General features: G+C 59.1%; 21 protein-coding genes. 4 read left to right on the top strand and 17 right to left on the bottom strand.

Annotated elements, in window-relative coordinates; genetic code table 11:
• Window positions 1–53: 53 nt before the first annotated feature.
• The 6 genes from ASO19_RS03150 to ASO19_RS03125 all read right to left on the bottom strand — a co-directional run bounded on the left by ASO19_RS03150 (window position 54) and on the right by ASO19_RS03125 (window position 7,118).
• Window positions 54–1,469: an amino acid permease gene (locus ASO19_RS03150; protein WP_052349139.1), complete on the bottom strand. Its 1,416-nt coding sequence runs from the start codon at window positions 1,467–1,469 to the stop codon at window positions 54–56.
• Between the two features lie 134 nt (window positions 1,470–1,603).
• A complete protein-coding gene (locus tag ASO19_RS03145) occupies window positions 1,604–3,133 on the bottom strand; it encodes an alginate export family protein (RefSeq protein WP_103765366.1) in 1,530 nt (509 codons plus the stop codon).
• 248 nt (window positions 3,134–3,381) lie between these two features.
• On the bottom strand, window positions 3,382–4,830 hold the full coding sequence (locus tag ASO19_RS03140; protein ID WP_249079350.1) for an alginate export family protein: 1,449 nt from the start codon (window positions 4,828–4,830) through the stop codon (window positions 3,382–3,384).
• A 231-nt stretch (window positions 4,831–5,061) separates the two neighbouring features.
• Complete coding sequence (locus ASO19_RS03135; protein ID WP_086431145.1) at window positions 5,062–5,214, bottom strand: SDR family oxidoreductase; 153 nt, start codon at window positions 5,212–5,214, stop codon at window positions 5,062–5,064.
• Entirely contained in the window at window positions 5,211–5,612 is a 402-nt protein-coding gene (locus ASO19_RS03130; RefSeq protein WP_043560789.1) for a hypothetical protein, read from the bottom strand. Before ASO19_RS03130 ends, ASO19_RS03135 begins: the two co-directional genes overlap by 4 nt.
• A gap of 237 nt (window positions 5,613–5,849) precedes the next feature.
• Window positions 5,850–7,118 carry a glutamate-5-semialdehyde dehydrogenase gene (locus ASO19_RS03125; RefSeq protein ID WP_103765414.1) on the bottom strand — a complete coding sequence of 423 codons (1,269 nt, stop codon included), beginning with the start codon at window positions 7,116–7,118 and terminating at the stop codon, window positions 5,850–5,852.
• Window positions 7,119–7,299: 181 nt separating this feature from the next.
• Between ASO19_RS03125 and ASO19_RS03120 the strand changes: the two genes are divergently transcribed.
• Window positions 7,300–8,505, top strand: a complete 1,206-nt coding sequence (locus ASO19_RS03120; protein ID WP_086431146.1) for a multidrug effflux MFS transporter — start codon at window positions 7,300–7,302, stop codon at window positions 8,503–8,505.
• A 15-nt stretch (window positions 8,506–8,520) separates the two neighbouring features.
• On the opposite strand, the gene ASO19_RS03115 is transcribed toward ASO19_RS03120, so the two are convergent.
• From ASO19_RS03115 to ASO19_RS09220, 4 genes are all read right to left on the bottom strand, one after another.
• On the bottom strand, window positions 8,521–9,177 hold the full coding sequence (locus tag ASO19_RS03115) for an invasion associated locus B family protein (protein WP_181005190.1): 657 nt from the start codon (window positions 9,175–9,177) through the stop codon (window positions 8,521–8,523).
• An 81-nt stretch (window positions 9,178–9,258) separates the two neighbouring features.
• Window positions 9,259–11,946 carry an aconitate hydratase AcnA gene (gene acnA / locus ASO19_RS03110; RefSeq protein ID WP_103765413.1) on the bottom strand — a complete coding sequence of 896 codons (2,688 nt, stop codon included), beginning with the start codon at window positions 11,944–11,946 and terminating at the stop codon, window positions 9,259–9,261.
• Between the two features lie 52 nt (window positions 11,947–11,998).
• Window positions 11,999–13,309, bottom strand: a complete 1,311-nt coding sequence (locus ASO19_RS03105; RefSeq protein ID WP_052349211.1) for a citrate synthase — start codon at window positions 13,307–13,309, stop codon at window positions 11,999–12,001.
• A 151-nt stretch (window positions 13,310–13,460) separates the two neighbouring features.
• The gene (locus tag ASO19_RS09220; protein ID WP_256462227.1) at window positions 13,461–13,589 is read right to left on the bottom strand and encodes a hypothetical protein; all 129 of its coding nucleotides are present in this window, start codon (window positions 13,587–13,589) and stop codon (window positions 13,461–13,463) included.
• Here ASO19_RS09220 and ASO19_RS03100 point away from each other — a divergent pair.
• Window positions 13,588–14,646 carry an isocitrate/isopropylmalate dehydrogenase family protein gene (locus ASO19_RS03100; protein WP_103765364.1) on the top strand — a complete coding sequence of 353 codons (1,059 nt, stop codon included), beginning with the start codon at window positions 13,588–13,590 and terminating at the stop codon, window positions 14,644–14,646. The two genes, ASO19_RS09220 and ASO19_RS03100, sit on opposite strands and share 2 nt — an antisense overlap.
• A gap of 69 nt (window positions 14,647–14,715) precedes the next feature.
• Here ASO19_RS03100 and ASO19_RS03095 read toward each other — a convergent pair whose 3' ends face one another.
• Window positions 14,716–15,255: an HdeD family acid-resistance protein gene (locus tag ASO19_RS03095; RefSeq protein ID WP_081562957.1), complete on the bottom strand. Its 540-nt coding sequence runs from the start codon at window positions 15,253–15,255 to the stop codon at window positions 14,716–14,718.
• Window positions 15,256–15,437: 182 nt separating this feature from the next.
• Between ASO19_RS03095 and gpmA the strand changes: the two genes are divergently transcribed.
• Window positions 15,438–16,145, top strand: a complete 708-nt coding sequence (gpmA, locus tag ASO19_RS03090) for a 2,3-diphosphoglycerate-dependent phosphoglycerate mutase (RefSeq protein ID WP_181005189.1) — start codon at window positions 15,438–15,440, stop codon at window positions 16,143–16,145.
• A 103-nt stretch (window positions 16,146–16,248) separates the two neighbouring features.
• On the opposite strand, the gene ASO19_RS03085 is transcribed toward gpmA, so the two are convergent.
• The 5 genes from ASO19_RS03085 to ASO19_RS03065 form a co-directional block, all read right to left on the bottom strand.
• Window positions 16,249–17,478 carry an SMP-30/gluconolactonase/LRE family protein gene (locus ASO19_RS03085; protein WP_081562955.1) on the bottom strand — a complete coding sequence of 410 codons (1,230 nt, stop codon included), beginning with the start codon at window positions 17,476–17,478 and terminating at the stop codon, window positions 16,249–16,251.
• A 74-nt stretch (window positions 17,479–17,552) separates the two neighbouring features.
• On the bottom strand, window positions 17,553–18,689 hold the full coding sequence (locus ASO19_RS03080) for an asparaginase (protein WP_081562954.1): 1,137 nt from the start codon (window positions 18,687–18,689) through the stop codon (window positions 17,553–17,555).
• A 16-nt stretch (window positions 18,690–18,705) separates the two neighbouring features.
• Entirely contained in the window at window positions 18,706–19,929 is a 1,224-nt protein-coding gene (locus ASO19_RS03075) for an aspartate-alanine antiporter-like transporter (RefSeq protein WP_043560802.1), read from the bottom strand.
• 127 nt (window positions 19,930–20,056) lie between these two features.
• Entirely contained in the window at window positions 20,057–21,262 is a 1,206-nt protein-coding gene (locus tag ASO19_RS03070; protein WP_081562953.1) for an aspartate-alanine antiporter-like transporter, read from the bottom strand.
• 79 nt (window positions 21,263–21,341) lie between these two features.
• Window positions 21,342–21,857 carry a hypothetical protein gene (locus tag ASO19_RS03065; RefSeq protein ID WP_146046907.1) on the bottom strand — a complete coding sequence of 172 codons (516 nt, stop codon included), beginning with the start codon at window positions 21,855–21,857 and terminating at the stop codon, window positions 21,342–21,344.
• Between the two features lie 451 nt (window positions 21,858–22,308).
• On the opposite strand from ASO19_RS03065, the gene ASO19_RS03060 reads away from it, so the two are divergent.
• On the top strand, window positions 22,309–23,820 hold the full coding sequence (locus tag ASO19_RS03060) for a globin-coupled sensor protein (RefSeq protein WP_103765361.1): 1,512 nt from the start codon (window positions 22,309–22,311) through the stop codon (window positions 23,818–23,820).
• A 257-nt stretch (window positions 23,821–24,077) separates the two neighbouring features.
• Here ASO19_RS03060 and ASO19_RS03055 read toward each other — a convergent pair whose 3' ends face one another.
• On the bottom strand, window positions 24,078–25,196 hold the full coding sequence (locus ASO19_RS03055; protein WP_081562951.1) for a glycerol dehydrogenase: 1,119 nt from the start codon (window positions 25,194–25,196) through the stop codon (window positions 24,078–24,080).
• Between the last annotated feature and the right edge of the window lie 139 nt (window positions 25,197–25,335).

The following is a 25,335-nucleotide window of genomic DNA, read 5'->3' as shown; positions in this document are numbered from 1 at the left end:
AGAAAAGACTCTTCTGTCAGAAGAGGGAGGCAGGCCTTCCCTCTTCCTCCAGCTTACTCGCCTTCTTTACCGGTTTCTTCTTCAACCGCAGCCGGCTCTTCCGTCGTTACGGGAGCCAGACGGCTGGCAAAGTTGCAGGCCATCAGGTAGCAGACGACCGCCGTACCGAGAGAAGCAAAAGCCGTGTTGCGCTCACCCGGATTGATCAGCATGGCCACGAATACCAGAATGATGGCACCCAAGCACAGGAGGCTGAGATACGGGAAAAGCGGCAGGGTGAAGTGCTTGCTCGTCCCAGAGCGTTTGCTCCGGCGGCGCAGCACGATGTACGTCGTGGAAATCAGCGCATAAGTCAGCAGGATCAGACCACCACTACAGTTCAGCAGGAAGCCGAAAATCTCGCTCGGTGCAAAAATCGAGGAGAAGGCGACCAGAAGACCAGCCACGGAGCTGATGGTAATGGCCATGCGGGGCGCCTTGTCCGGCGACGTACGCACCAGAAACGCCGGGGCATCACCCTGGATGGCCAGCTCTGTCAGAATACGGGACGTGATGTACATGCTGGAGTTCAGACAGGACAGCACGGCGCTGAGGATGGCGATCTGCATGATCAGCGCAGCACCCGGCACACCCATGGTCTGAAGCACGGCCACGAACGGGGACTTGCCCGGATACAGGCTCCACCACGGCACGATCATCGTGATCAGGCAGATGGAGGAAACGTAGAACATCATGATGCGCAGGCCGAGTGTCCGCGTCACACGGGAGACATTCTGCCCCGGATCAGACGTCTCGGACGCCGCCACGGTGGAGATCTCGGAGCCCATCATGGTGAACAGCACGGTCGGCACCAGCGCCAGCAGCGGCACGATCCCGTTGGGGAAGAGCCCACGACGACCAAACAGGTTGTGATGGACCGGCACACCCGGACCAAAAACATGCAGGACATACAGCAGCGCCAGCAGGATGAAGGCCACGATGGTGAAAACCTTGATGCTGGAAAGCCAGAACTCGCACTCACCAAAAATCTTCGGGGCAAAGAAATTCACAAACTTCATGCTGAGGATGAGGATGATCGACAGCAGCCAGACAGGCAGGTCGATCCAGTCCCGCAGCATCATGGCACCAGCGATGGCTTCCGAGCCGATCACGACCACCCAGAAGAACCAGTAGAGCCAGCCGGAGGCAAAGCCGATCCGGTCACCATGCGCAAGGCGGATATACTCCACGAAGGAGCCACGCCCCGGGTCGCTGACAACGATCTCGCCAAGCATCCGCATGATCCCCATGATCAGGAATCCGACGACAACGAACACAAGCGCAATGCCTGGTCCCGCTTTGGCAATGGCGGCACTGCTACCAACAAAAAGCCCGGCGCCGATCACGCCGCCGAGGGCAATCATCGCAATATGACGACTCGAGAGCCCCTTATCTTCGGCCTGAGCCTGGTCAGTGGTGGGTTCCTTCATGAAAAGGTCCTTATGAATAGTTGGCTGTGCAAATCGCCCATCCAGTAGATGACGGGTTCTCCGCTAAGTCATTCCCATTTTGTAACATCTACTGTCAAAATGGAAGCCGGAACAGATTAAAACTCCGTTCCTTCTCAGAAGTGACGGTAAAAATAAAGCTCCAGCACACCTGATGTCCCATGTATGGGCGGCATAGGCATACCTCCCGGAACACCGGCCTTTGCCAGTGCCTTTCCCGCTGGCCCCGCAAAAGCAACACCGCCAGCGATCGCTCCTGATGTGTTGCCATCAAACGTGTATTCTGCGGAGAAATCAAGCTCATCCGACATGTGGCGCCCCACATTGCGAGACAAACCCGACCCTGTGGGGTAGAGAAAAGACAGGTCGTAGAAATGCAGGCCGAGCTTCAGCTCGTCCGCCTTGCGCAACAGATGGACAGGTGGGACACCTGTCAGATCCACCTGATGGATCTCCATATTGGACAGGGGAGACAGATACATGCCCGTGATTTCCCCCGGCCAGTAGCCACCATAGGTATACCGGCGCCCATCGTACAGAAAGTACGTATCATAATTGTGCTTTGTCCGGCTATGTGGGTTTTTCCCCCCGCTGAAACGGGTGTAACGGTAAAAGACGTGCGGCTTCCATGGCAGGCTGGTGAACGTATAGCCTGGCTCGATATATGTCGAATAGGCACTGACCCCCTTGTAACCATTGCCCGCATGGCTGTTCTGCTCGGAAACGAATGTGCCATAGAGCGTGAAGTGCTTTGAGATGCCCAGCGCCCGGATGGGCACGAACGTACCACCCCAGCTCAGCTGACTGACATTCATCCCCTGCCTGTCCCCACGATTGGCGTAGTCGTAGGCTGAACCGATATTCGCCTTCCGCACATGAAAATAGGTCAGGGTCAGATAAGCCGCCCTGTCCTCGTAGACGGACCCGCCATCCCCTCCTGGCCTGCTGCGAAACCATGTGATGTCAAACCCCTCAAACTTGGTCTCCGGCCTGTCATTATTGCGGGTCTGCTTGTTGTTGGTGTTGTTCTCCAGCATGAAGACATCCGCCCGCAGCGCCTTCCCCTGATATTTGATGACACCAGGGCCGGAAAAGGCAAACCGGGGCGCATACCACCAGGCGCCACGATCCCCGGAGCTGTAAGCACCCTTCCCCATCAGAAAGCCATCATCAATCTGGAACTTCTGCCGTCCTCCCTCAATGATCAGCTTCCGCTCCTTGTTGAAGGGCAGGTCTATGCCCAGATTGGCCTCCTCCAGCGTGACCGCACGAGGGGTCCGTGTCGTCTGGGAAATGCTCTCGGCATCGCCATCCCCCAATGTCGTGGAGCCAATGGCCGATGCCTGCCCGAATACGCTGAACCCCCAGGGCGTTTTCCACTGCCCTGCAAGAATGGGTTTGCCGTACAGCTCGGCATACGTCGTATCCTTGATGAGGGCATAGCCGCCCGTCCGCTTTTCACGGTACGACCCTGTCCCGAAGTTGGTATTGGGCAGAAAGAACGCATCACCCCCAATATCCAGAGAGGCCTTGAGAGAAATGTTTCTGGTAGCAACAAGTGTCTGGTCAGCATAAGCGTCAGAAATCACATAAACGTTGCCCAAAACGGCCAACGAAACGAAGAGTTTCCGCAGTTTTGATGACATATGAGGAACCTTTTGGAAATTTTCCTCACAATTTTATTACAGAAGAACCGTTCCTTGTCTATCGACCGTCTGACTTGTTTATCAGTACAGTCTATGAAATGGAGACAATATAAAATTTATTCTTTTTCTTCATCATGACGATACTGCCTCACGAAAACACGCTCTAAATGGCAGTTTATTAACCCTTCCACGCCCTGTTCCGTATCAAACCGGACAGAAGAACAGAAACGGAATGATGGGCGCTAATATTAAAAATGTTTATAAAAATAAATTTCCATTACACCGGAAGCTCCATGGATCTTCGGCATGGTCTGTCCATCCGGCACGCCAGCCTTGGCCAGTGCCCGCCCTGCTGGACCAGAAAAGGCAGCACCCGCTGCAATCGCACCGGATGTATTCGCATCAAAAGCATATTCTGCTGAAACGTTGACTTCATCCGACATATGTCGCTTCGTACCCGCAGGCAGGCCTGCGCCCGTGGGATACAGATAGGCAAGATCGTAAAAATGCAGGCCAAGCTTCAGCTCATCATCCTTCTTCAGCAGATGGACGGGCGGCACACCGGTAATGTCAAACTGATGAACCTCCATGTTGGAGAGTGGGGACATGTTGTTCCCCACAATCTCCCCCGGCCAGTAACCGCCGTACGTGTAACGGGCACCATCATAAAGAAAAAACGTATCGTAATTGTGCTTCGTCCGGCTGTGGGGATCCCGCCCCCCGCTGAAGCGGGTGTAACGGTAGAAAACATGAGGCCGCCACGGAACCCGGGAAAACGTATAGCCCGGTTCCACATAGACGGCATAGGCACTGACCCCCTTGTACCCATTGCCTGCGTGGCTGTTCTGCTCGGAAACAAAATTGCCATAGAAGGTGATGTTCTTCGTGAAGGGGCGGCTCTTCATCGCAAAGGGCGTTCCCCCCCAGCTCAGGGCCGTCACGCTCATGCCCTGACGGTCCGCCCTGTTGGAGTAATCGTAGGCCGCTCCCTTGTCGGCATGGCGGACATAAAAATAGGTCAGCGTGACATAGGCCGCCCGGTCTCCGTAGGACGAGCCGCCATCTCCATCCGGACGGCTGCGAAAGAGCGTCACGTCAAAACCGACAAACTTCGTTTCCGGCTTGTCATTGCCGTAGGTCTGCCGGTTGTTGCTGTTGTTCTCCAGCATGAACACATCGGACCGGATGGATGTCCCCTCATACTTGATGACCCCCGGCCCGGAGAAAGCAAACCGGGGCGCATACCACCAGGCCCCACGCTCACCAGAGCTGTAGGCTCCCTTCCCCATGAGAAAACCGTCATCAATCTGGAATTTCTGCCGTCCCCCCTCGATGATCAGACGTCTTTTCCCATTCAGCGGAATCTTCACGCCCAGATTGGCATCCTCAAGATTCACCTGCCGGGGCGTGCCGGAGGTCTGGCTCACGCTCTCTGCATCGCCGTCACCCAACGTCGTGGACCCGATGGCCGAAACCAGCCCGAACACCGAAAAACCCCACGGGGTCTGCCATGTGCCTGAAAGCATGGGCTGGCCATACAGCTCACCAAGACCAACATTTTTCGTGCGTGTGTAATAACCCGCCTTGTGCGGTGCATAAGAGCCCGTGCCAAAATTGGCATTGGGGAAATAAAAGGCATCACCCCCAATATCGAGAGCGGCATTCAGGGTGATATCCTTGCGGGACAACAGGGTCACGTCCGCAGATGCTTCAGAAGCGGTAAAAACACCAGCCGACATTGCAGCTGTACAAAGCAGTTTCCGCACCCTTGCCGCCATGACCATCCTTATTCTCAGGCTGTTCTGGCGGCTTATTACCTCATGTCTGCCATATAATCCAGAGAATGCAGCCCAGAGAATGTTACGATCTCGGAAAAATATTTCGAAAGAGCCTGCGCCTCATGTTCTCCACAGGCAGCCCGCCTTCCCTCAGCCCGGTACGCCGTCACCGCCGGTGATGCCCCAGACCTGCCCGGTCACGTAGCTGCTCTCCTGAGAGGCCAGGGTGACATAGACCGGCGCAATCTCCACCGGCTGTCCAGGACGGTAATAGGGTGTCTCCTGTTCACACAAGAACGTCATGACTTCCTCCGTGACCACAGCTTCCGAAGAAAGAAGGCAATGCCCTCAATCAGAAGAACAAGAAGGACGATGCCAACCACTTCGAAAATCCCTGCCATTATCAGGAACTTCTTGACGACCTTCTCAGTAGGACGACAAGCAACCTGTACGTCCGAAAGATTCAGCTTGGACGTACAGACCATGACTGTCTCGCTACCCTTGGGCATGGTCACGGTAATGGTGGCAGGAATGGAGAGGGGAGCAGCTTCGGCAACTACAGGAGCGGCGAGAAGCAAACCAATGACAAAAGCCGCCACACCGGAGAAAAACGCCCACCTGCCCACGGATGACACGCCCTCGCCTTCATGGCTGGCAGCAGCCTCACCTGGCCGGGTCGTATCCATCTCATCTCGGAACATGGGGCATCTCCTGTTCAACAGCTCTTCCTGATGAAGACGACCTTCTGCGAATATCGGCCATCACGTCAAGCTGTTTCAGTTCAACAGCTCTTCCTGATGAAGACCACCTTCTGCCCCGCCCCGCACGTCAACCGCCCTCCCGGAGCGCATCAAACGGTTTCACGTCACGATCCGTTTACATGACCATGCACGGCCCGTTCCGGTTCAGGAATGGTCTGGAAGGGTCATCCCGGTCCGTCACGGGCGCAGCTGCCCTGTTCCGTGCACCTCATAACGCCATGTCATGAGCTGGGCCGGACCAACCGGGCCACGGGGCGGCAGGCGGCCTGACATGATGCCGATTTCCCCACCCAGTCCGAATTCACCACCATCACTGAACTGCGTCGAGGTGTTCCACATCACGATGGCACTGGGGACACGTTGCATGAAATACTGCGCCACGGCCTCATCTTCCGTCAGGATCGCCTCCGTATGACGGGACGAGAAGCGGACAATATGCGCCAGTGCCGCATCCACCCCTTCCACGACGGAAATGTTCAGAACCTTGTCCAGCCATTCCGTGGCAAAATCTTCCTCCGTGGCAGCGGGCAGTTCCGGCAGGATGCTGCGGGCGGCCTCGTCAGCCCGGAAGGTGCAGCCCTCCGCTGCCAGATCGGCCACAAGCTGCGGCAGGAGACCCGGAGCAATGGCAGCGTCGATCAGGAGCGTTTCCGTGGCCCCACAGATGCCGGGACGGCGCAGCCTGGCATTGCGCACGACCCTCCGGGCCAGCTCATGATCCGCCGCCGCATGGACGTAGCTGTGGCACAGCCCCGCCGCATGGGCCAGAACCGGCATCCGTGCCTCGGCCTGCACACGCTCCACCAGCGCGCGCCCGCCACGGACCACGGTCACGTCAATCAGCCCTGCTGCACGGAGCATGTCCCCCACATGCTCCGGCCCGGCATCCGGCACCATGAGCACGGCATCCTCCGGTAGGCCAGCACGGGCCAGCCCCTGCTGGATCACATGATGCAGGGCCTGTGTGCTGTGAAAACTCTCCGGCCCGCCCCGCAGCAGCAGGGCATTGCCGGACCGGATGGCCAGAGTGGCCGCATCCACCCCGACGGTGGGCCGCCCCTCATGGATCATCCCCAGCACGCCAAGTGGCGTGGCCACACGGCGCAGCTTCAGGCCATTCGGCTGCTGCCATGCGGCCAGAACCTGTCCGACCGGGTCTTCCATGCCCGCAAGGGCGTCCACGCTGCGGGCCACGCCCTCAAGCCGTTCCGCCGTCAGGATCAGCCTCTCCTGAAAGAACGGGCTGAGACTGGCCTGCTCAAGGTCCCGGCGATTGGCAGCCAGCAGGGTTTCCGTTCCGTCCCGCAAGCCTGCGGCCACATGGCGCAGTGCCGCCGTCCGCTGCCCTGCCGGACATACGGCCAGAATCCCGGCTGCCTCACGGGCACGCCGTGCCAGCACATGCATGGGCGGGACGTGAGCGTCCGTCTGCGTTCCTGTCGGCATGGGTCTTTCTCCTCCATTTCCACCGGCCCGGCCTCCCGCTGCCGGATGATCCGCACCATCCATCACCAGCCCCATCGTGCCGATCTGGACCGGCATGGCAAGGTCACTCCGGCAGAAACCCGCCATGCCCATGTACCGCCCCTGCTTGACAGGCCGACAACGGCCCCGCATCTCTTGAGGCATGTCCTCCACCGCCACACAGCCACCAACCGTCCACTCCCTCCGCCTGCTGGGGATTCTCAGCGTCCTGATGGGGTTTGCGGCCATCTCCACCGATTTCTACCTGCCAGCCATGCCCACCATGGCGCAGGCCCTGCAGGCGCCGGGAGGTGAAATGGCCTGGACGATCTCCGGCTATCTGGTGGGGTTCAGTTTCAGCCAGCTCATCTGGGGGCCGGTCAGTGACCATTATGGCCGACGGCTGCCCATTGCCATCGGGCTGGTCCTGTTCACTCTCGGGTCGGCAGGCTGTGCCGCTGCCGGTTCCATCACGACACTCATCGCCTTCCGCCTCCTTCAGGCCATCGGGGCCTGCGCCAATGTCGTGATCGCCCGGGCCATGGTGCGGGACCTCTATCACGGCCACCGTGCCGCCCAGATGCTCTCCACACTGATGACCGTCACGGCCATCACGCCTCTGCTGGCCCCGCTGGTTGGCGGACAGATTCTGGCCTTCTGGGGCTGGCGGGCCATCTTCGTCAGTCTGGTCTGTGTGGGCCTCATCATGCTTGGCAGCCTGTTCTTCCTGCCGGAGACTTTGCCGAAGCGGGATGAACGCCCCCACTCCGTTCTCCATGCCTTCTCACACTATGCCCACCTCATCCGCCGCCCCCGCCTGCTGGGCTATGCCTGTGCCGGCGGCTGCTACTATGCGGGGACGTTCGCCTACATTTCCGGCTCCCCCTTTGCCTATATCAGCTACCACCACGCCTCCTCCCTGCTCTATGCGCTGCTCTTCGGAATGGGCATCGTGGGCATCATGACGGCCAACATGATCAATGCCCGGCTGGTCCACGCATGGGGCAGCGACAGGCTGCTTGTCATGGGGGTCATCATCAGCGTTCTGGTCTCGCTCTGGCTGGTCGCTGATGTCTGGACTGATTATGGCGGGCTGTGGGGGCTGTTCCTGCCGCTCTTCCTCTATGTCGCCATGGCCGGATTCATCGTGGCCAATTCCCTCTCCGGTGCCCTGCATGATGACCCCGCCCATGCGGGCACCGTCTCCGCCATGACGGGAGCCGTCCATTATGGCAGCGGCATCATCGGGTCCGGGCTGGTGGGGCTGCTGGCGGATGCCACACCCCGCCCCATGGCCACGATCATCTGCGTGGCCTCGCTGTTCAGCCTCGTCTTCCTGCTGCTCATCCGTGATGGCAGGAAGGGCTGAAGGCCGGTCCGCTTCTTACGGGTTCAGCTCGCCCCGCTCCAGCCAGCCTGCAATCTGCTGCATCCCCGTCTGGATGTCGGAGAGCGGGAACTCATAGGCCCATGTCTCGCCCGTTTTCGTCTTCGCCGTCAGCTGTGCCGTCTTCCCCGATGACAGAGCCTGCACGGCACTGACCGGAAGCTCCTGCTGGGCCATGCAGCCTGTCTCGTCACAGGATTGCAGGGGCAAAGGCACGGCCTGCCCGTTATCCACGCTCAGCTGAAGAGTGGCCTTCATGTCGAACGGCAAGCGTGTCGGCAGGTTCAGGCTGATCTGCCAGGGCTGTTGGGCCAGCGGCTTCCTGATGAGGTCTGGCGTGGCATGAGCCAGCAGGAAAAATCCGCTATCCATCGTCGTCCCCGTCATGCGTTCCAGCTGGATGGTGCAGAACTGCGTCCCCTGTCGGCTGCCCTTGGCCGGATAGGCACAACCATAGCGCCATGGCCCGGCAAAAGCGGACCGGGCCGTTACTCCCGGATGTTCAGCCGCCATGATTTCCGGCAGACCTCCCCCTTTTTCCGTCACGGCTTCCACAGCTGCGACCCGACCATCCTTCGGCCCAGCCGCAGAAGCTGGCACGGCAGACAGCAGACCAAGTGTCATCACCATGACGGCATGAGGGCGTCTGAACATCTTTCTTTCTCCTTCTACGGTCATGCCGCCACCGTAACACCAACCGGCACACACATCATCAGGAAAACATGGACCATGCCGTCACCGCACGCTCCCGCCATCCGCAATGCGCTGCAACACATAAGGCAGGATACCCCCCTGGGCGACATAGGCCAGCTCAGCCTCCGTCTCCAGCTGGAGGGTGGCCTGCACGACCTGCTCCATGCCATCCGGTGCCGTAAAACACACACGGACAGGCTGCCGGGGCTCAAGCCGGGCCGGAAGGTCGATGCTCACTTCTTCCTGCCCCGTCAGGCCGAGCGTCTGACGGGTCACCCCCTTGGGAAAGGTAAGGGGCAGAACCCCCATCCCTGCCAGATTGGCCCGGTGAATCCGTTCGAAATCCTCGGCAATGACAGCCTTTACCCCCAGGAGACGGGGGCCTTTCGCTGCCCAGTCCCGTGATGACCCCATGCCGTAATTCCGCCCCGCTACCACCACCAGCGGTACCTGCTCCTGCTGATACCGGGCAGCAGCATCGAAAATGGCTCCTTCCTCCCCATCTGGCCAGTGCCGGGTCACGCCACCCTCACTCCCGGGGATCATCTCATTACGGATACGGATATTGGCAAATGTCCCCCGTGCCATGACACGATCATTCCCACGGCGGCTGCCATAAGAGTTGAACTGCGCCGGTGAGACGCCATGCTCCTCAAGATACCGGGCAGCAGGCGAACCGATGGCAATCGTTCCGGCCGGAGAAATATGATCCGTCGTGATGTTGTCCCCGAACAGGGCCAGAATCCTGGCCTTGCGGATTGGCCCCGTCACGCCGGCAGCCTCCTCCAGCCACGGCGGTGACTGGATGTAGGTTGAAGACCCATCCCACGCAAACGTTGCACCGGCCTTGCCGTCTCCCAGTGCCTGCCACTGGGCAGGCCCCTGCTCCACAGTCGCATAGCCACGGGCAAAGGCCTCCGCCACGACGGACTGCGCCATGAGATTCGCCACCTCATCCCCGCCGGGCCAGATATCGGCCAGCATGACAGGCTGACCGGCCTCATCATGGCCAAGAGGTTCCACCGCAAGATTCCGTGTCACGGTCCCGGCCAAGGCATAGGCCATCACGAGCGGTGGGCTGGTGATGTAATTCAGCTTCGTATGAGGGGAAACACGCCCCTCGAAATTACGGTTCCCGGACAGCACTGCGGCAACCGTCAGATCATGCTCCGTGATCGTCCGGGCAATGTCAGCCTGCAAGGGGCCGCTATTGCCGATGCAGGTCGTGCAGCCATAACCAACGATCTCAAACCCTAACGCACTGAAATCCTCCAGCAGACCGGCCCGTTCCAGATACCGGGTTACGGCCTGGCTGCCCGGGGCCAGAGAGGTCTTGATGCGCCGTGCCACCTTCAGGCCCCGCTGACGGGCCTTCCGGGCCAGAAGCCCTGCTGTCAGCATGGCCGCAGGGTTGGATGTATTGGTGCAGGATGTAATGGCTGCCAGCACGACATCCCCGGCACCAAGGCTTTCCCCCGCAAGGGCGGCATCCTTCGTGCAGATGGGGAAACGGACATCCCCCTGTCCTTCGGCCGCCAAGGCGGCCCGGCTGGTCTCTGCCACGGCAGGAAGGTCATGACGCTGGGAGGGTGTTTTCGGCCCTGCAACAGAAGGCTTCACAGTCCCCAGGTCCAGACGCAGCACAGTGGTGAAAAGCGGTGTTTCATTACCCTCCCGGAACAGTCCCTGCTGCCGCAGGTACGCTTCCACGAGCCGGACATGATCCGGCGAACGGCCTGTCAGGGTCAGATAGTCCATGGCCAGTGCATCGGGTGGAAAATAGCCGCAGGTCGCTCCATATTCAGGTGCCATGTTGGCAATGGTGGCCCGATCCGCCACCGGCAGGTGATCCAGCGCCGGACCGAAAAACTCCACAAACTTGCCGACAACCCCTTCCGCCCGGAGTTGTTCTGTCAGGGTCAGCACGATGTCCGTCGCTGTCACGCCGGGAGCGGACCGTCCCTCCAGATACACCCCCACCACATCGGGCAGACGCATGGCAATGGCCTCTCCCAAAGCGGCGGCTTCGGCCTCGATGCCACCAACACCCCAGCCCAGAACACCAAGGCCGTTGATCATGGTCGTATGGCTGTCTGTTCCGAAGACCGTATCCGGGAAAAGGGTTGTCACGCCCTCTTCCTCCTTCCGCATGACCAGCGGAGCCAGATATTCCAGATTCACCTGATGGCAGATGCCGGCCTCTGGCGGAATGACCCGGAAATTGTCGAATGCCTGCTGCCCCCAGCGCAGAAAGCTGTACCTCTCCCGGTTGCGGCTGAACTCGTGGGCCACATTCTGCTCCAGAGCATCTTTCTGCCCCGCCACATCCACTGTCACGGAATGATCGATCACAAGATCTACAGGGATGAACGGATTGACCTCCTCCGGATCACCACCCAGCCGTTTCATGCCGTCACGCATGGCGGCAAGATCGACCACAGCGGGAACACCTGTAAAATCCTGCATCAGGATACGGGCCGGACGGAACGGAATCTCACCTTCGGCATGGCAGGTCTCAGCCCAACCCGTCACCAGCGCCCCCGCATCATGCTGCCCCTGCCGCAACACGTTCTCCAGAACGATCTTCAACACATAAGGCAGGCGTTGCGCCTTCTCCCCCGCTCCGGCCAGAGCCTGGGGGAGCGATACATATCGATAACTCTGCCCCTCATGCTCCAGCCTCTGCCATGGAATGCCCCCCTGCCCGGCTGTCCTGTCTGTTCCAGTCATCATGCCCTCCCGCTTGCCAGTCTCGTGCCGTGTTTCTTCAGCCGGCTGCTCCTCAGGACGCCGGCACATCCCGCCTGTCCGGCCCGACATAAAGGGCACGGGGACGGCTGATGCCTGCGCGGCTCTCCAGCATTTCCTTCCACTGGGCAACCCATCCCGCTGTACGGGCCACAGCAAAAAACACCGTGAACATGGAGGACGGAATCCCCATCGCCCGGAGGATGATTCCGGAATAGAAATCCACATTGGGATAAAGCCGCCGGGAGATGAAATACTCATCATTCAGGGCTGTCTCTTCCAGCTTCATGGCCAGCTCGAGACGGGGATCATGATCCATCCCGAGCTCTGCCAGCACTTCATGGCAGATGTTCCGCATCAGCCCGGCCCGTGGGTCCAGATTCCTGTAGACACGGTGGCCAAAGCCCATCAGCCGCGTACCATCCTCCTGATTCCTGACACGGTTCATAAAATCCGGAATGCCGTCCACCGTACCGATCTCATCCAGCATATCCAGCACGGCCTCGTTCGCACCGCCATGTGCTGGCCCCCAGAGCGCCGCCACACCAGCAGCGACACACGCAAAAGGATTGACCCCCGTGGCCCCCACCGTCCGCACGGTGGATGTAGAAACATTCTGCCCATGGTCGGCATGAAGGATCAGAATCCTCTCGAAGGCCCGTGCCAGAACCGGATTCACCTCCCAGGCTGCTTCCGGCATGGAGAAGAGCATGTGCAGACAGTTCTCCGCATAGCTCAGTCCCGGACGGGGGTAGATCAGCGGCAACCCCCGGCTGTAGCGGTAGACCCAAGCTGCCAGAGTCGGCATCTTGGCCACAAGCCGCAGGGTAGACATCTCCCGCTCCTCTGATGTGATACGGTGCCGCTGGTCCGCTCCCTGATTACCATAGAAGCTGGAGAGGCCAGCCAACGTCCCGCAGAGCATGGCCATGGGGTGGGAATCCCGCCGGAACCCGTTGAAGAAGTTGCGTATCTGCTCATGCAGATGTGCCTCAGCCATCAACCCATGTTCGAAACGGGCCTTCTGCCGTGCATCAGGCAGCTCTCCGTGTGACAGCAGCCAGGCGACTTCCGGGAAACTCGCTTTCTGGCAAAGCTGCTCAATCGGGTAGCCACGATGCAGCAATATCCCGGCCTCACCATCAATATAGGTGATGGCACTCATGCAGGATGCCGTATTGGCAAAACCGGGGTCATAGGAAAACACACCCGCCCGCCGGTAGAGGGTCCGCATGTCCACCACATCCGGCCCCAGCTGCCCCTTCATGCTGCCCAGCGGCACCTCCTGCGCGGTTCCCTCCACCCTGCGAAGCACCCACTGCCCGGCATCCTGCTGTGCTGCCATTACTTCACGGATCCCCATGATGTGACCTCCCTGCGAAACAACACCGGAACAGTCCATTTAATTTCGGTATCGTTATATTTGAGTAACGCACATAGTTCCTGCCCCCGCAAGCATCATGCTCTACAAAAAAATCTTTATCTTCCAGCTCTTGTCACATTCCCATGAAGCATGATGAGCTGGTGCTCTCTGGCTGGATCATGCCACCGGCCAGACAGAAAGGCTCACCCACCACGGGCATGAAGAGGGCACACAGCCCCATTTTCAGGGAGAATTCCCCCATGTCAGCCCACACATCCTCCACAGCAGGACAACCCATACCCGTAACACTGATTCCCGGTGATGGAATCGGCCCGGAAATCACACGGGCCACAAAAGAGGTTCTGGCGGCCCTTGGCGCCCCCTTCCTCTGGGACGAGCAGAAAGCCGGAGTCCATGCTCTGGAAGACGAAGGAACCCCTTTGCCGGACGCCACCCTCCGCAGCCTGGAACGCACCCGCCTTGCCCTCAAGGCACCGCTGGCCACGCCCAGCGGCACGGGATTCCGCTCCGTCAATGTCACACTGCGCCAGAAATTCGACCTTTACGCCAACATACGCCCTGCCCGTACTCTTCTCCCACGGGATGACCTGCGCCGCTATGACGGGCTGGACATCGTGCTCATCCGGGAAAATATCGAGGGTTATTACGCCGCCCGTGACTATTATCTTCCCCAGGGCGATGACCCGCAGGGCATGGCTCTTTCAGCTGGTTATACAACACGGGCCGAATGCGAACGCATCGTGACCCATGCCTTTGACTATGCACTGGCCCATGGTCGCAGAAAGGTAACGCTGGTCCACAAGGCCAACATCCTCAAGCTGATGAGCGGCCTTTTCCTGGAAACAGGACGCAAGGTTGCCGCCCGTTATGAAGGGCGCATCGCCTGTGATGAACGGATCGTGGATGCCTGCGCCATGCAGCTCTGCCTCGACCCCTCCCAGTTTGATGTGATTGTCACCACCAATCTGTTCGGTGACATCCTTTCCGACCAGATATCCGGTCTGACAGGTGGGCTGGGACTGGCTCCGGGGGCCAATATTGGAAAAGACATGGCCATCTTCGAGGCCGTGCATGGCTCCGCTCCCGACATTGCCGGACAGAACAGGGCGAACCCCACGGCTCTCCTGCTCGCAGGCGCCCTCATGCTGGACCACACAAACCATGCAGCCCTGGCCACCCGCTTGAGAACCGCCATCATCCAGACACTCCAGAACGGCACACGCACGGGCGACGTCGGTGGCACGGCCACAACAGACCAGTTCACCAGAGCCGTCATAAACGCCCTGGAGAAACCCTGAACCGGAACATGAAAAAAACCCGGCCTTTTCTGGCCGGGTTCTGACCTCATCCAGGCCTGAAAGCAGGGCTCAGACCAGATGCTTGAGCAGGATGCTGCGATGGATGACCGAAAAGCCCCAGAACATCAGGCTGATAGCCACATAATAGCCCAGCGCCGCCTGTGCCGTGATCGGGTTGATGCAGAACAGTGTCACGCCCAGAACAATATTGACGATGGCATCCAGCGCCATGAAGCTGCGGCCATAAGGCGAAGCCCCCATTCCGGCCAGCTCCATCACGCCACGCACGATAAACCATGCAGCAACCCAGATCGTCAGCCCGATGGCCGACCCTACGGGATTGAAGAAGATCAGGATGGCTAGGATGATGAAGAAAATACCCAGGAGACCATCCAGCATCCGGCGTTCCATGCCTGTCCGGCGGAACACATCCACCAGCGTGAAAACCCCGACGAACAGAAGCCCGACCGCAATGAGGGCCGTAAGAGAGATGATGCTCAGCACGGGTGTCATGGCCACAAGCACACCCGTGAGGACGATCAGGGCCCCCATGACGATTCCACAATTACCTTCCTGCTTTACCAGATTTTTCTGCTGATTATCAGTCATGAGCCTTATCCCTCCATAATCTTCCCTGAAAAGGATGACGTATATTCACATTTCTGACAAGTATCAGAAGCCATGCGTAATAATGATGCCTGCCATCTTTTCCAGCCTGACATATCCTGCCATCTTGGCCTGCCATGCGCACATGCATGACAGTACGGCATGGAGCAGAAAGGAGGACCCTCATGATGACGGGGGCAAAGCTGGTGCTGATGCGCCACGGGCAGAGCCTGGGCAATGAGGCCAACCTGTTCACGGGCTGGAATGATCTGGACCTCTCCGCCAACGGCCATGAGGAAGCCCGCAGGGCAGGCCGCCTGATGCGGCACCACGGCTTCCTCTTCGATGCAGCCCACAGCTCCATGCTGAAAAGAACCATCCACACACTGCATCACTGTCTGGACGAGCTGGACCAGTCATGGCTGCCGGAATACAGGAGCTGGCGGCTGAATGAACGCCATTATGGTGCCCTGCAGGGGCTGAACAAGGACGACACCATCGCACGCTACGGCCGGGAACAGGTGCAGCAATGGCGCCGGAGTTTTGACGTCACACCGCCAGCTGTAAAGCCGGACAGCCCGCACCATCCGGGGAACGACCCCCGCTATGCCTCCATCCCTAGATGCGATCTTCCCTGCGCCGAAAGTCTGGCCATGACCATGAAGCGGGTGCTGCCCTACTGGCAGGATATGCTGCTGCCAGCCCTGCGGCAGGGCCAGTCCCTGCTTGTCATCACGCATGGGACTGTCATGCGGGCCCTCATCGGCCATCTGGACGGCCTGTCCCCCGAGGAAACACAGACGCTGGAAATCCCGACAGGCACGCCACTTGTCTATGAAATTGACAAGGCTGGAGCAGTACACCGCATCGGCTATCTTCTTCCCCCGACATGACAGACAGCCCTGCCCGCCTTTCCATACCCGCTATTCACACGCTCATCCCCAGATCATCCACCATTCCATCCGCGGAAACTGTGGGTAAACTCTACAAAGGACTTCAGCTGTGCCCCGCACCCTGCGTGGCGGTGATGAGGCTGAACAGGGCCGTCCCGCAGCACATATAGAGGATATTGCGCTTCGGCCCCCCAAAAGTGAGGTTCGAACAGCCGACAGGCAGGCGGATACGGCCAATCATCTGGCCATGTGGATTATAGATGAACACACCGCAAAGCCCCAGCGGCCCCCAGGCACCGCACCAGAGGTTGCCCTCCACATCGGTGCGCAGGCCATCAGGGCGCATGGCCCGGCCAGCCAGCGTAAAATCCGTGAAGAGACGCCCGTTGGTCGGCCGCCCCTGTTTCAGGTCGAACACATGGATGGCATGGTCCGGCAAAGGCGGCTGCGCACCAGGGCCCACACCAGAGGACGCCACATAGAGCCGGCTACCATCAGGGGAAAAACAGAGACCATTGGGCCCTGCCACATCCTTCTGCCCCAGCACGGCCTCCACCTTCCCGGTTTTTGCATCCACCCGGAAGGTATGATCCTCTTGCCGGCGCAACCCGCCATACTGGCTTGTCAGCTCAGCATCCAGATAAGGATTGAGATGACGCTGGGGATTGGCAGGACCATCCACATCGGCGTGGCCTTCCACCACTCCGTCCCCGTAGGCCGGGTCTGTGAACCAGATGCTGCCATCGGGTGCTGCCACGACATCATTGGGAGAGTTGAGCGTCCTGCCCCTGTACCGGTCCGCCAGCACGGTGACACTGCCATCATGCTCCCAGCGTATGACCCGGCGCATCCCATGCTCACAGGTCACCAGCCGCCCTTCAGCATCAAACGTGTTGCCATTGGCATTAAAACTTTCCCGCCGGTACAGGCTCACATGACCCTGCGGCCCATCCTCCGGGTCGTAGCGATACTGGCACCCCGTGATCGTATCGCTCAGCAGCAGAAAACGCCCGACCGTACACCAGGCCGGGCCTTCCAGCCAGCCAGCCCCCTGCCAGAGCTTCCGCAAGGGAGCATTGCCGTAATTCACAAGCCCGAAAGATGGATCAAGCGCCAGCACGTCAGGGTCGGGCAGATTGACCGGTGTCTCCTCCGCACCCCATGTCCGGGGCGGGGAGGAAATCACACTCGGGCCCGACACGATGGACCCAAGAGCATGTCCCGCCACGGGAGACGCCGCTACCCCTGCAAGACCCGCCAGCAGACCGCGGCGTGTCAGACGGCCGGCAGAACCACCAGCCCCTGCTTTTCCATCCCGCATCGGTTCATCCATATTCACATCCTCCCCCGGCCCGTTTCATGCCGACATCCAGCACTCACACCAAGGTAGAACTCAGCACGACGCAATCAATACCCGAAGGCAAAAGCACGCTGCACGGCCTGGACATCCTGCACCCCACCGGCCAGGAGCAGCTGTAGCAACAGACGGGCCTTCTGCGGGTTGAGGTCATATGACGCCACGAAGTGATGGGCCTCATCATCCACTTCCACATCACGGTTGACAAACCCGTCACCGACACGGCTGGAACGTACGACTACAATCCCCGCCCGGACGGCCCTGTCCAACGCCTGCATGGCCTGGGCCGACACATTGCCATCCCCCATTCCGGCAATGACGATCCCCTTCACACCGGCACGGATGGCATCATCAATCTGGCGACCATCCATATCCGCATGCGCATACACCACATCCACAGCAGGCAGCGTTGCGCCATCCGGCAGGGACAGGAACAGACGGGGCCGCGGCGGCCCGTAAAAGCGTACGGCGGCAGGGTCCACAATACCCACAGGCCCTGTCTGTCGGGACACGAAGGTCTGCAGGACCGTGCTGTCCGCCTTGCTGACCCAATGGGCCGCATGGATGGTATCATTCAGCACGACCAGCACCCCCCGCCCCTTCGCCTGCGGATGGGCTGCCACCTTGACTGCCTCATAAATGTTGGCCGGACCATCCGCACTGATGGCCGAGCCCGGACGCATGGCCCCTGTCATCACCACAGGCTGGTCATGATGCAGGACGGTATCCAGAAAGAAGGCTGTCTCCTCCATCGTATCCGTCCCGTGGGTGATGACTACGGCATCGGCCTCATGCCGGGCAAAAGCCTGATTGATACGCTCCATCAACCGGAACCAGACCTTGTGATTCATGTCCTGCGAAGGAATGTTGGCGATCTGCTCCACCTGAAGCTGGGCCAGCCTGTCCACACCCGGCACAGCGGCCACAAGCTGCTGCCCCGTTGTCGAGCCTGCATCATAACCGATGGCAGAACGTGGGTCCGCCTTTCCCGCTATGGTCCCCCCCGTGGCCAGAACGAGCACACGGGGCAACCGCCCCATGCCCTGCCCTGCCTGCGCCGAAGCCGGGGTGGCGGCCACCAGCCCGGTACCAAGCGGAAGAACCCTGAGAGCGGAAAAAGCCAGCTTCAGGCAGCGCCGGGCCCCCTTATGGGGTTTCAGACTGTTCAGCGTGTGTCGGATGGTCATGATGGACGGCCCTTTCTTACACGAAAGCCACGATGAGCGGACCAAGCAGGGTCAGCAGCACATTGGCCACGGCATAGGTAATGGCAAAGGGAACAGTAGGGCTGCCATGGCCAGCCTTGGCCAGAACCTCACCAAAAGCCGGATTGGAGCTGCGTGTCCCCGCAAGAGCCCCTGCAAAGAGGGCAACATTCCGATACCCCAGCAGAAAACGCCCGACAAGAGCCGTGATCACCAATGGCACGATGGTGACGATCATGCCCAGCAGCAGAATCGTTCCCCCCTGGCGGGTAATGATCGCCACGACCTGTCCACCTGTCTGAAGGCCTGTCACTGCGACGAAACCTGCCAGACCGAAACTGCCCCAGAGCAGGCAGACAGAAGACGGCATGGCGCCGTAGCCCGGATGTCGCCCATGCCACCAGCCAAAAAGCAGGCCGGACAGCAGGGCCCCACCACCACTGCCCAGCGTGATGGGCACCCCGCCCAGATGGACGACCACAAGCCCGAACAGCAGCCCCAGCGCCATGCCCAGCATGTTGTAGACAAGGTCCGTCGTAACCGGCACGGCAGTCCGCTGGACCGTCCCATTCTGGACAGCAGGCAGCGTATCCTCCGTCGCATCTTCTGGCAGGGATTCTGCCTTCAGCGCATCATCCCGCAAATTGCGACGCATGCAGAGTGGCAGAATGGTGGCGCAGAAAATGATGGTGCCGATGGACCCGAAGATATAGGTCACGGCATAGCCGACAGCAACATCCGCCTGCATCTGCTGCACCTGCGCCAGAGGGAGGCCAAGCTTCTCCAGAGCGGAACTGGCAGTGCCAATGATGGCAGACTGCGTCAGCCCCCCTGCCGCCAGACCGGCGGCTATGCCTTTGTCCAGATGGAACAGCCGCGCAACCCCGATAACGGTCCCGAACGCACTGATGGCCATGATGACCGCCAGTGCCACCTCCCGCAGGGACTGCCGCCCCAGAGAGCGGAAAAAGTTTGGGCCACTGCGATATCCCACAGCGTAGATGAACAGGATGAACAGTACTGTCCTGAGGCTGGACCCCACATGCACACCAAACTGGCTGATCAGCACGGCCATCAACAATGACCCTGCCACGCCCCCAAGCTGAAACACGCCTATCCTTATGCGCCCGATCAGAAAGCCAAAACCGACGGACAGGAAAAAAGCCAGCTCTGGATTCTCTCCAAAAAGATGAGACAACCCGTGAAACAGACGCTGGAACATGCCGTGACCTTTTCTCCAAACAGTCATGGAGAAAGCCTGGCGGTTTCCCAACCAGGCTTTCTCTACAGAACATTACTTACCGATTATGGGACGTTCCATCCAGACGGGATGGATGCCAGCGAACAGCCTACCCGAAAGCCACAATGAACGGCCCCAGAAGAGTCAGCAGCACATTGGCCACGGCATAGGTAATGACAAAAGGGATGGCCGGTGTGTTGTTGCCTGCCTTGGCCAGGACCTCACTGAAGGCCGGGTTGGCACTACGTGCCCCCGACAGGGCCCCGGCAAACAGGGCGACATTCCGGTACCCCATGAAGAAACGGCCAATAAGCGCCGTAATGACCAGCGGCAGGATCGTCACCACCATACCGAGCAGCAGGAGGAGCACCCCCTGATGGACAATGACTTCCACAGCCTCCCGGCCTGTCTGCAACCCCGTCACCACCACGAAGCCAGCCAGACCGAAATTGCCCCAGAAGGAACAGACAGACGACGGCATCTCCCCATAACCGGCGTGCCGCCTGTGCCACCAGCCGAACAGCAGGCCGGACATCAGTGCCCCGCCCCCACAACCGAGCGTCAGGGACATACCCCACACACGGATGACCACAAGGCCAATGACCAGCCCGACAGCCACGCCGAGCATGTTGTAGACGAGATCGGTCGCCGCTGGAACAACGCCACGCTGCTCGGTCTCACCCCCCACATCCTCCGGCAGTCCCCCTGCCTCTGCCGCCAGGGCATCGGCCTTCATGTCACGCCGCATGAAGAAGGGCAGGATATCCACGCAGAAAATGATGGTACCGATGGAACCGAAAATATAGGTCACGGCATAACCTGCGGCCACATGGGCCTGCATCTGCTGCAACTGTGCAGCGGACAATCCCAGCTCCGCAAGGGCCGAACTGGCCGTACCGATGATGGCAGACTGGGTCAGCCCTCCTGCCGCCAGACCGGCCGCCATGCCCTTGTCCAGGTGGAACAGACGCCCTACCCCGACAACCGTTGCAAACCCGCTGACAGCCAGAATGACAGACAGCATGATCTCTCGCAGGGACTGCCGCCCCAGAGAGCGGAAAAAATCGGGCCCGCTGCTATACCCCACCGCATAGATGAAAAGAACGAAAAGAACGATCTTGAGGTCAGAATCCATCTTGACGCCAAACTGGCTGATGAGGACCGCCATCACCAGTGACCCGGCAATACCGCCGAGCTGGAACGTACCGATCTTTATCTGACCTATCCAAAAACCAAGACCGATGGAAAGAAAAAAAGCCAGCTCCGGACTCTGCGCAAAAAGCGACGACAGACCGTGAGACAGAAACTGGAACATTTCGGGACCTTTCTCCCAAACACTCAATGAAAAGCCACACACGTATCACGGCCCATGGTGGCTTTTCTGCGACCCGTTTTTACTCAGCTGCTGTAAAAATTTCCTCGAGATATTCCAAGGAGACAGCCTCCCGGGTATCGGGAATGGGCTTGCCCTCGTGGTCCAGTTTTTCAATCTCGTACACGATGAAACCCTCATCATCATAATGTACATCGATGACAAGGAAGCGGTCGGACGCATCGCCTTCACCACGATGCTCTTCCGTCTTCACCAGCTTCTGGTCCTTGGCGAACGGCAGGTCAGCCAGCTTTTCTTCGTCGATCTGACGGACGGCATGGTTCCATTCTTCGTAGGTCTTCCGGATGGCCGCATAGATTGCTGCCGTATCGGGAAATTCTTCAACATCCTCTGTCGTGGTGACATCCACCGTAGCAATGTCGGACCCGAAATTGGCCTGAACCTGATAAGGCTCGGGCGCAATCGCCTTCACAGCCTCCAGAATACGCTCAAGGAACTCAGGCCCATACATGGATGAATTGAAATTCAGCATCTTGGAACGATCAAGAGTAACACTGATTTTGGCGGTTGTGGCCATGGCCCCCTCCTGGATAAAAAAATTGCCGGGGCCCATTCTACCAAAACAGGGGGCCTCGCACACCCCCTCAGGGGTCAGTCACGCCCCACGCACAACCTCATCCTCATGCTGGAATCTGGCTTTTTCCCTGATGAATACTGGCAATTCATGGCATGAACGCCATAAAACACACCTGCGTTACAAAAACGTAACATGGTTGCTGATGGGCCAGCCTCATGCCCCTCGCCCTCGCCAACAGCCACACAGCCGATGGGATTGGCCCTCAGAGAGGGAACGTCATGAGATGGTTAACGCAACATGCTGAAGAAGGTAACATCAGGCTACACGAACACCAAATATATTAAAATAAGATTTCTTTTAATACTTCAGAAAGCTTCCATCCACCATAAGGCTTTAAAAAGGCTTTTTTAAGTCTTATCCATGGTAATATCTGTTACTTCACGAGGGAATCATGTCAAAATTTTCAGCTATCATGCATAACCCGAATGAAAGCCTTGAGGATACTGACGACCTGAGAGAGCGGCTGCATTTCCTCCAACTGGGTGAACAGGACTGCCTGGCCATCCGCCGTATTGAAAAATACGTCATCAGATGCCTGCCCAAGGCATTGGATGCCTTCTATGACACGGTCCGCCGGACCCCCCAGACCAGAAGCTTTTTTTCCTCAGAAGCACAGATACAGAAAGCCAAAAAGGCGCAGCTGACTTACTGGAAGAACATCGCAGCTGCCAATTTCGGCCTGCAATATGCCAATACGGTGCGCCGCATCGGCCGAACCCACGCCGAAATCGGGCTGGAACCACGCTGGTACATCGGCGGCTACGCCCTGCTGCTTGCCAGCATCATCGCAGATGTCTCAAACCAGCTGGCCCCTCCGGCACCGCTGTTGCCCCCAAAGATGTCCTTCTCCAAGCTGACGGACTCCCTCGCCAGCCTCAGCAAGGCCGTCTTCCTGGACATGGACCTCACCATTTCCATCTACATTGATGAAGCCAGAAAGCTCAACAAGGAAGAAATGAGCAAACTGGATGAGGCCATTGAAGAAGAACGCCGGTTTGTGACCGAGCGCTTTGGCCACATCATCGACGCCCTTGCCAACAAGAACCTCTCCCACACGGTGGATGGGAACTTCCCCAATACCTACCTCCCCATGCGGGACAACCTCAATCACGCCATCTCGTCCCTCTGCCAGACGCTTCATACCATCAGCGAGGCAACGGAGAGCATCGACAATACCGCTGATGAGATCAACAGCGCGGCACAGGACCTCGCCCAGCGCACGGAACGACAGGCTGCCTCTGTCGAAAAAACGGCCGCTGCCGTGGAGCAGATCACCGCTACGGTATCTTCCACCGAATCCCGTGTCAGCGAGGCGACCCAGTTCGTTGAGGAGTGCCAGGCCATCACGGAACGTTTCGGCACCATGATCCGCCGTGCCAGCACGGCCATGGAAGAGATTGAACGTTCTGCCGAAGCCGTGAACAAGATCACCAACGTCATCTCCAACATTGCCACGCAGACCAACCTTCTGGCACTGAACACCGGTGTTGAAGCCGCCCATGCGGGCGAAGCCGGCAGCGGGTTCCGTGTCCTGGCGCAGGAGATCCGCAAACTGGCCAACCGGGTGGGCGATGCTTCCGAAGAGGTGAAGGACCTCATCAATACCTCCCAGACCCATGTTGATTCCGGTTCAGCCATCATGAAGGATGCCAGCAGCGCCATCGACACCATCATCTCCAGCGTGGCCAATATCGGCACACATCTCAGAGAGATCTCAAAGGCCACATCTGAGCAGGCATCGGCCCTGCGGGACGTGAATGGTGCCGTCGTCACCATCGACCAGGGCACCCGGGAAAACGCCGCCATGGTGGAAGAAACCTCTGCGGCCACCTCCAACATGGCCCAGCGGACACGCCAGCTACGGCAGCTGCTGGATGGGTTCGTTCTCCGGGGACAGAAATGATACGGGGGGCCTCCGTGCCCCTCCAGCCGGTCGGCATACTGCACCATGGAGCAGTACAGGACAGACAGGACAACAAACGCCCTTCTCTGACCACCCACCCGACCTGAAGCCGCACTGGCCAGACAGCGGAAGACGGCTCCGCTGGAAAACAGATCACTGATGAGGTCCATCTCCCATGAAAAAAGATCCGGAGCCTGGCACCCCGGACCTTTTCCCTAATGGGTCATGTTGCCATGACCTCACCCTGTCGGACCTTTTCAGGCCTGATGGGCGGCACGATAGCGCTCACCAAGGGCGTTCGCAGCCACCATGGCATGATAGACATCATCCGGCGTGACCTTGAAGGGCAGATTGCCCATCGTGTCGTCCTTGTCGCAGGCGATCTCGGCCACCTTGCGCCAGTCAGCCTCCACAAACTCCTTGACACCCAGCTCCTTGAGGGTCATCGGCAGGCCAGCTGCCCGCACGACACGCAGCACCTCTTCAATCTCTTCCTTCGGTGCATTCTCCAGCACCAGCTGGGTCATCAGACCAAAGACCACCTTCTCACCATGCTGGGCATGATGGAGATCCTCGATAGCGGTCATGCCATTATGCACGGCATGAGCAGCGGCAAGACCACCCGTCTCGGCACCGGTCCCGCTGAGATAAATGGTTGCCTCGACCATTTCTTCCAGAGCCCGGGTCGGCACCTTGTTGCGCACAGCATCCATGGCGAGATCAACATTCTTGCAGACCAGGTCATAGCACATGCGGGCCAGACCGAGTCCCGTACGGGACGGACGCTTGCAGGAAAGGTTCACCCCATCAGACCGGTAGCAGGCACGGGCCTCAAAGTATGTGGAAAGGGCATCACCGATACCAGCAGCAAAGAAGCGCACCGGGGCACCGGCAATCACACCCGTATCAGCCACAACGACATCGGGATTCTGCGGCAGGAAGAGGTACCGGTCGAACTCGCCCTTCTCCGTATAGATCACAGCCAGCGCAATGCAGGGTGCATCGGTGGAGGCAATGGTCGGATAGAGGATGAGTGGCAGCTTGTAATAATGGGCAACGGCCTTGCTGGTATCCAGCGTCTTGCCACCACCAATACCGACAATGACATTGGCACCACGTGTCTTGGCCAGCTCGCCCAGACGCTTGATCTCGGCATCCGTACATTCACAGCCGAACCTCTCGGCTGTGCCTTTCAGCCCGGCTTTCTCCAGCCCAGCCACGGATTCCTTCTGGACACGCTCCACAAAGAATTCATCGCTGATGATGAAAGCGTTGTCGCCAAAATCTTTTACATAGTCATGCAGCTGGGCCAGCAGACCCGTACCGATGATGAATTTCTTGGGGGCTGAAACGGTGCGCGGGGTTTTCTCAACCATGCTCGATATCTCCTTCAAGCATATGTAAATGCCTTGTTACCCCGCCACGCTACCCCTTCGCCCGCCACTTGACCAGAAGACATTACTGGCTTTCACAACATGCCAGCATGTATTGCCATGCATAGGTGACAGGCGTGTC

The organism is Parasaccharibacter apium (assembly GCF_002917995.1).
Taxonomy (GTDB): domain Bacteria; phylum Pseudomonadota; class Alphaproteobacteria; order Acetobacterales; family Acetobacteraceae; genus Bombella; species Bombella apis.
Note: the sequence above shows the minus strand (reverse complement) of the source record. Positions and strands in the feature narration are given on the sequence as shown.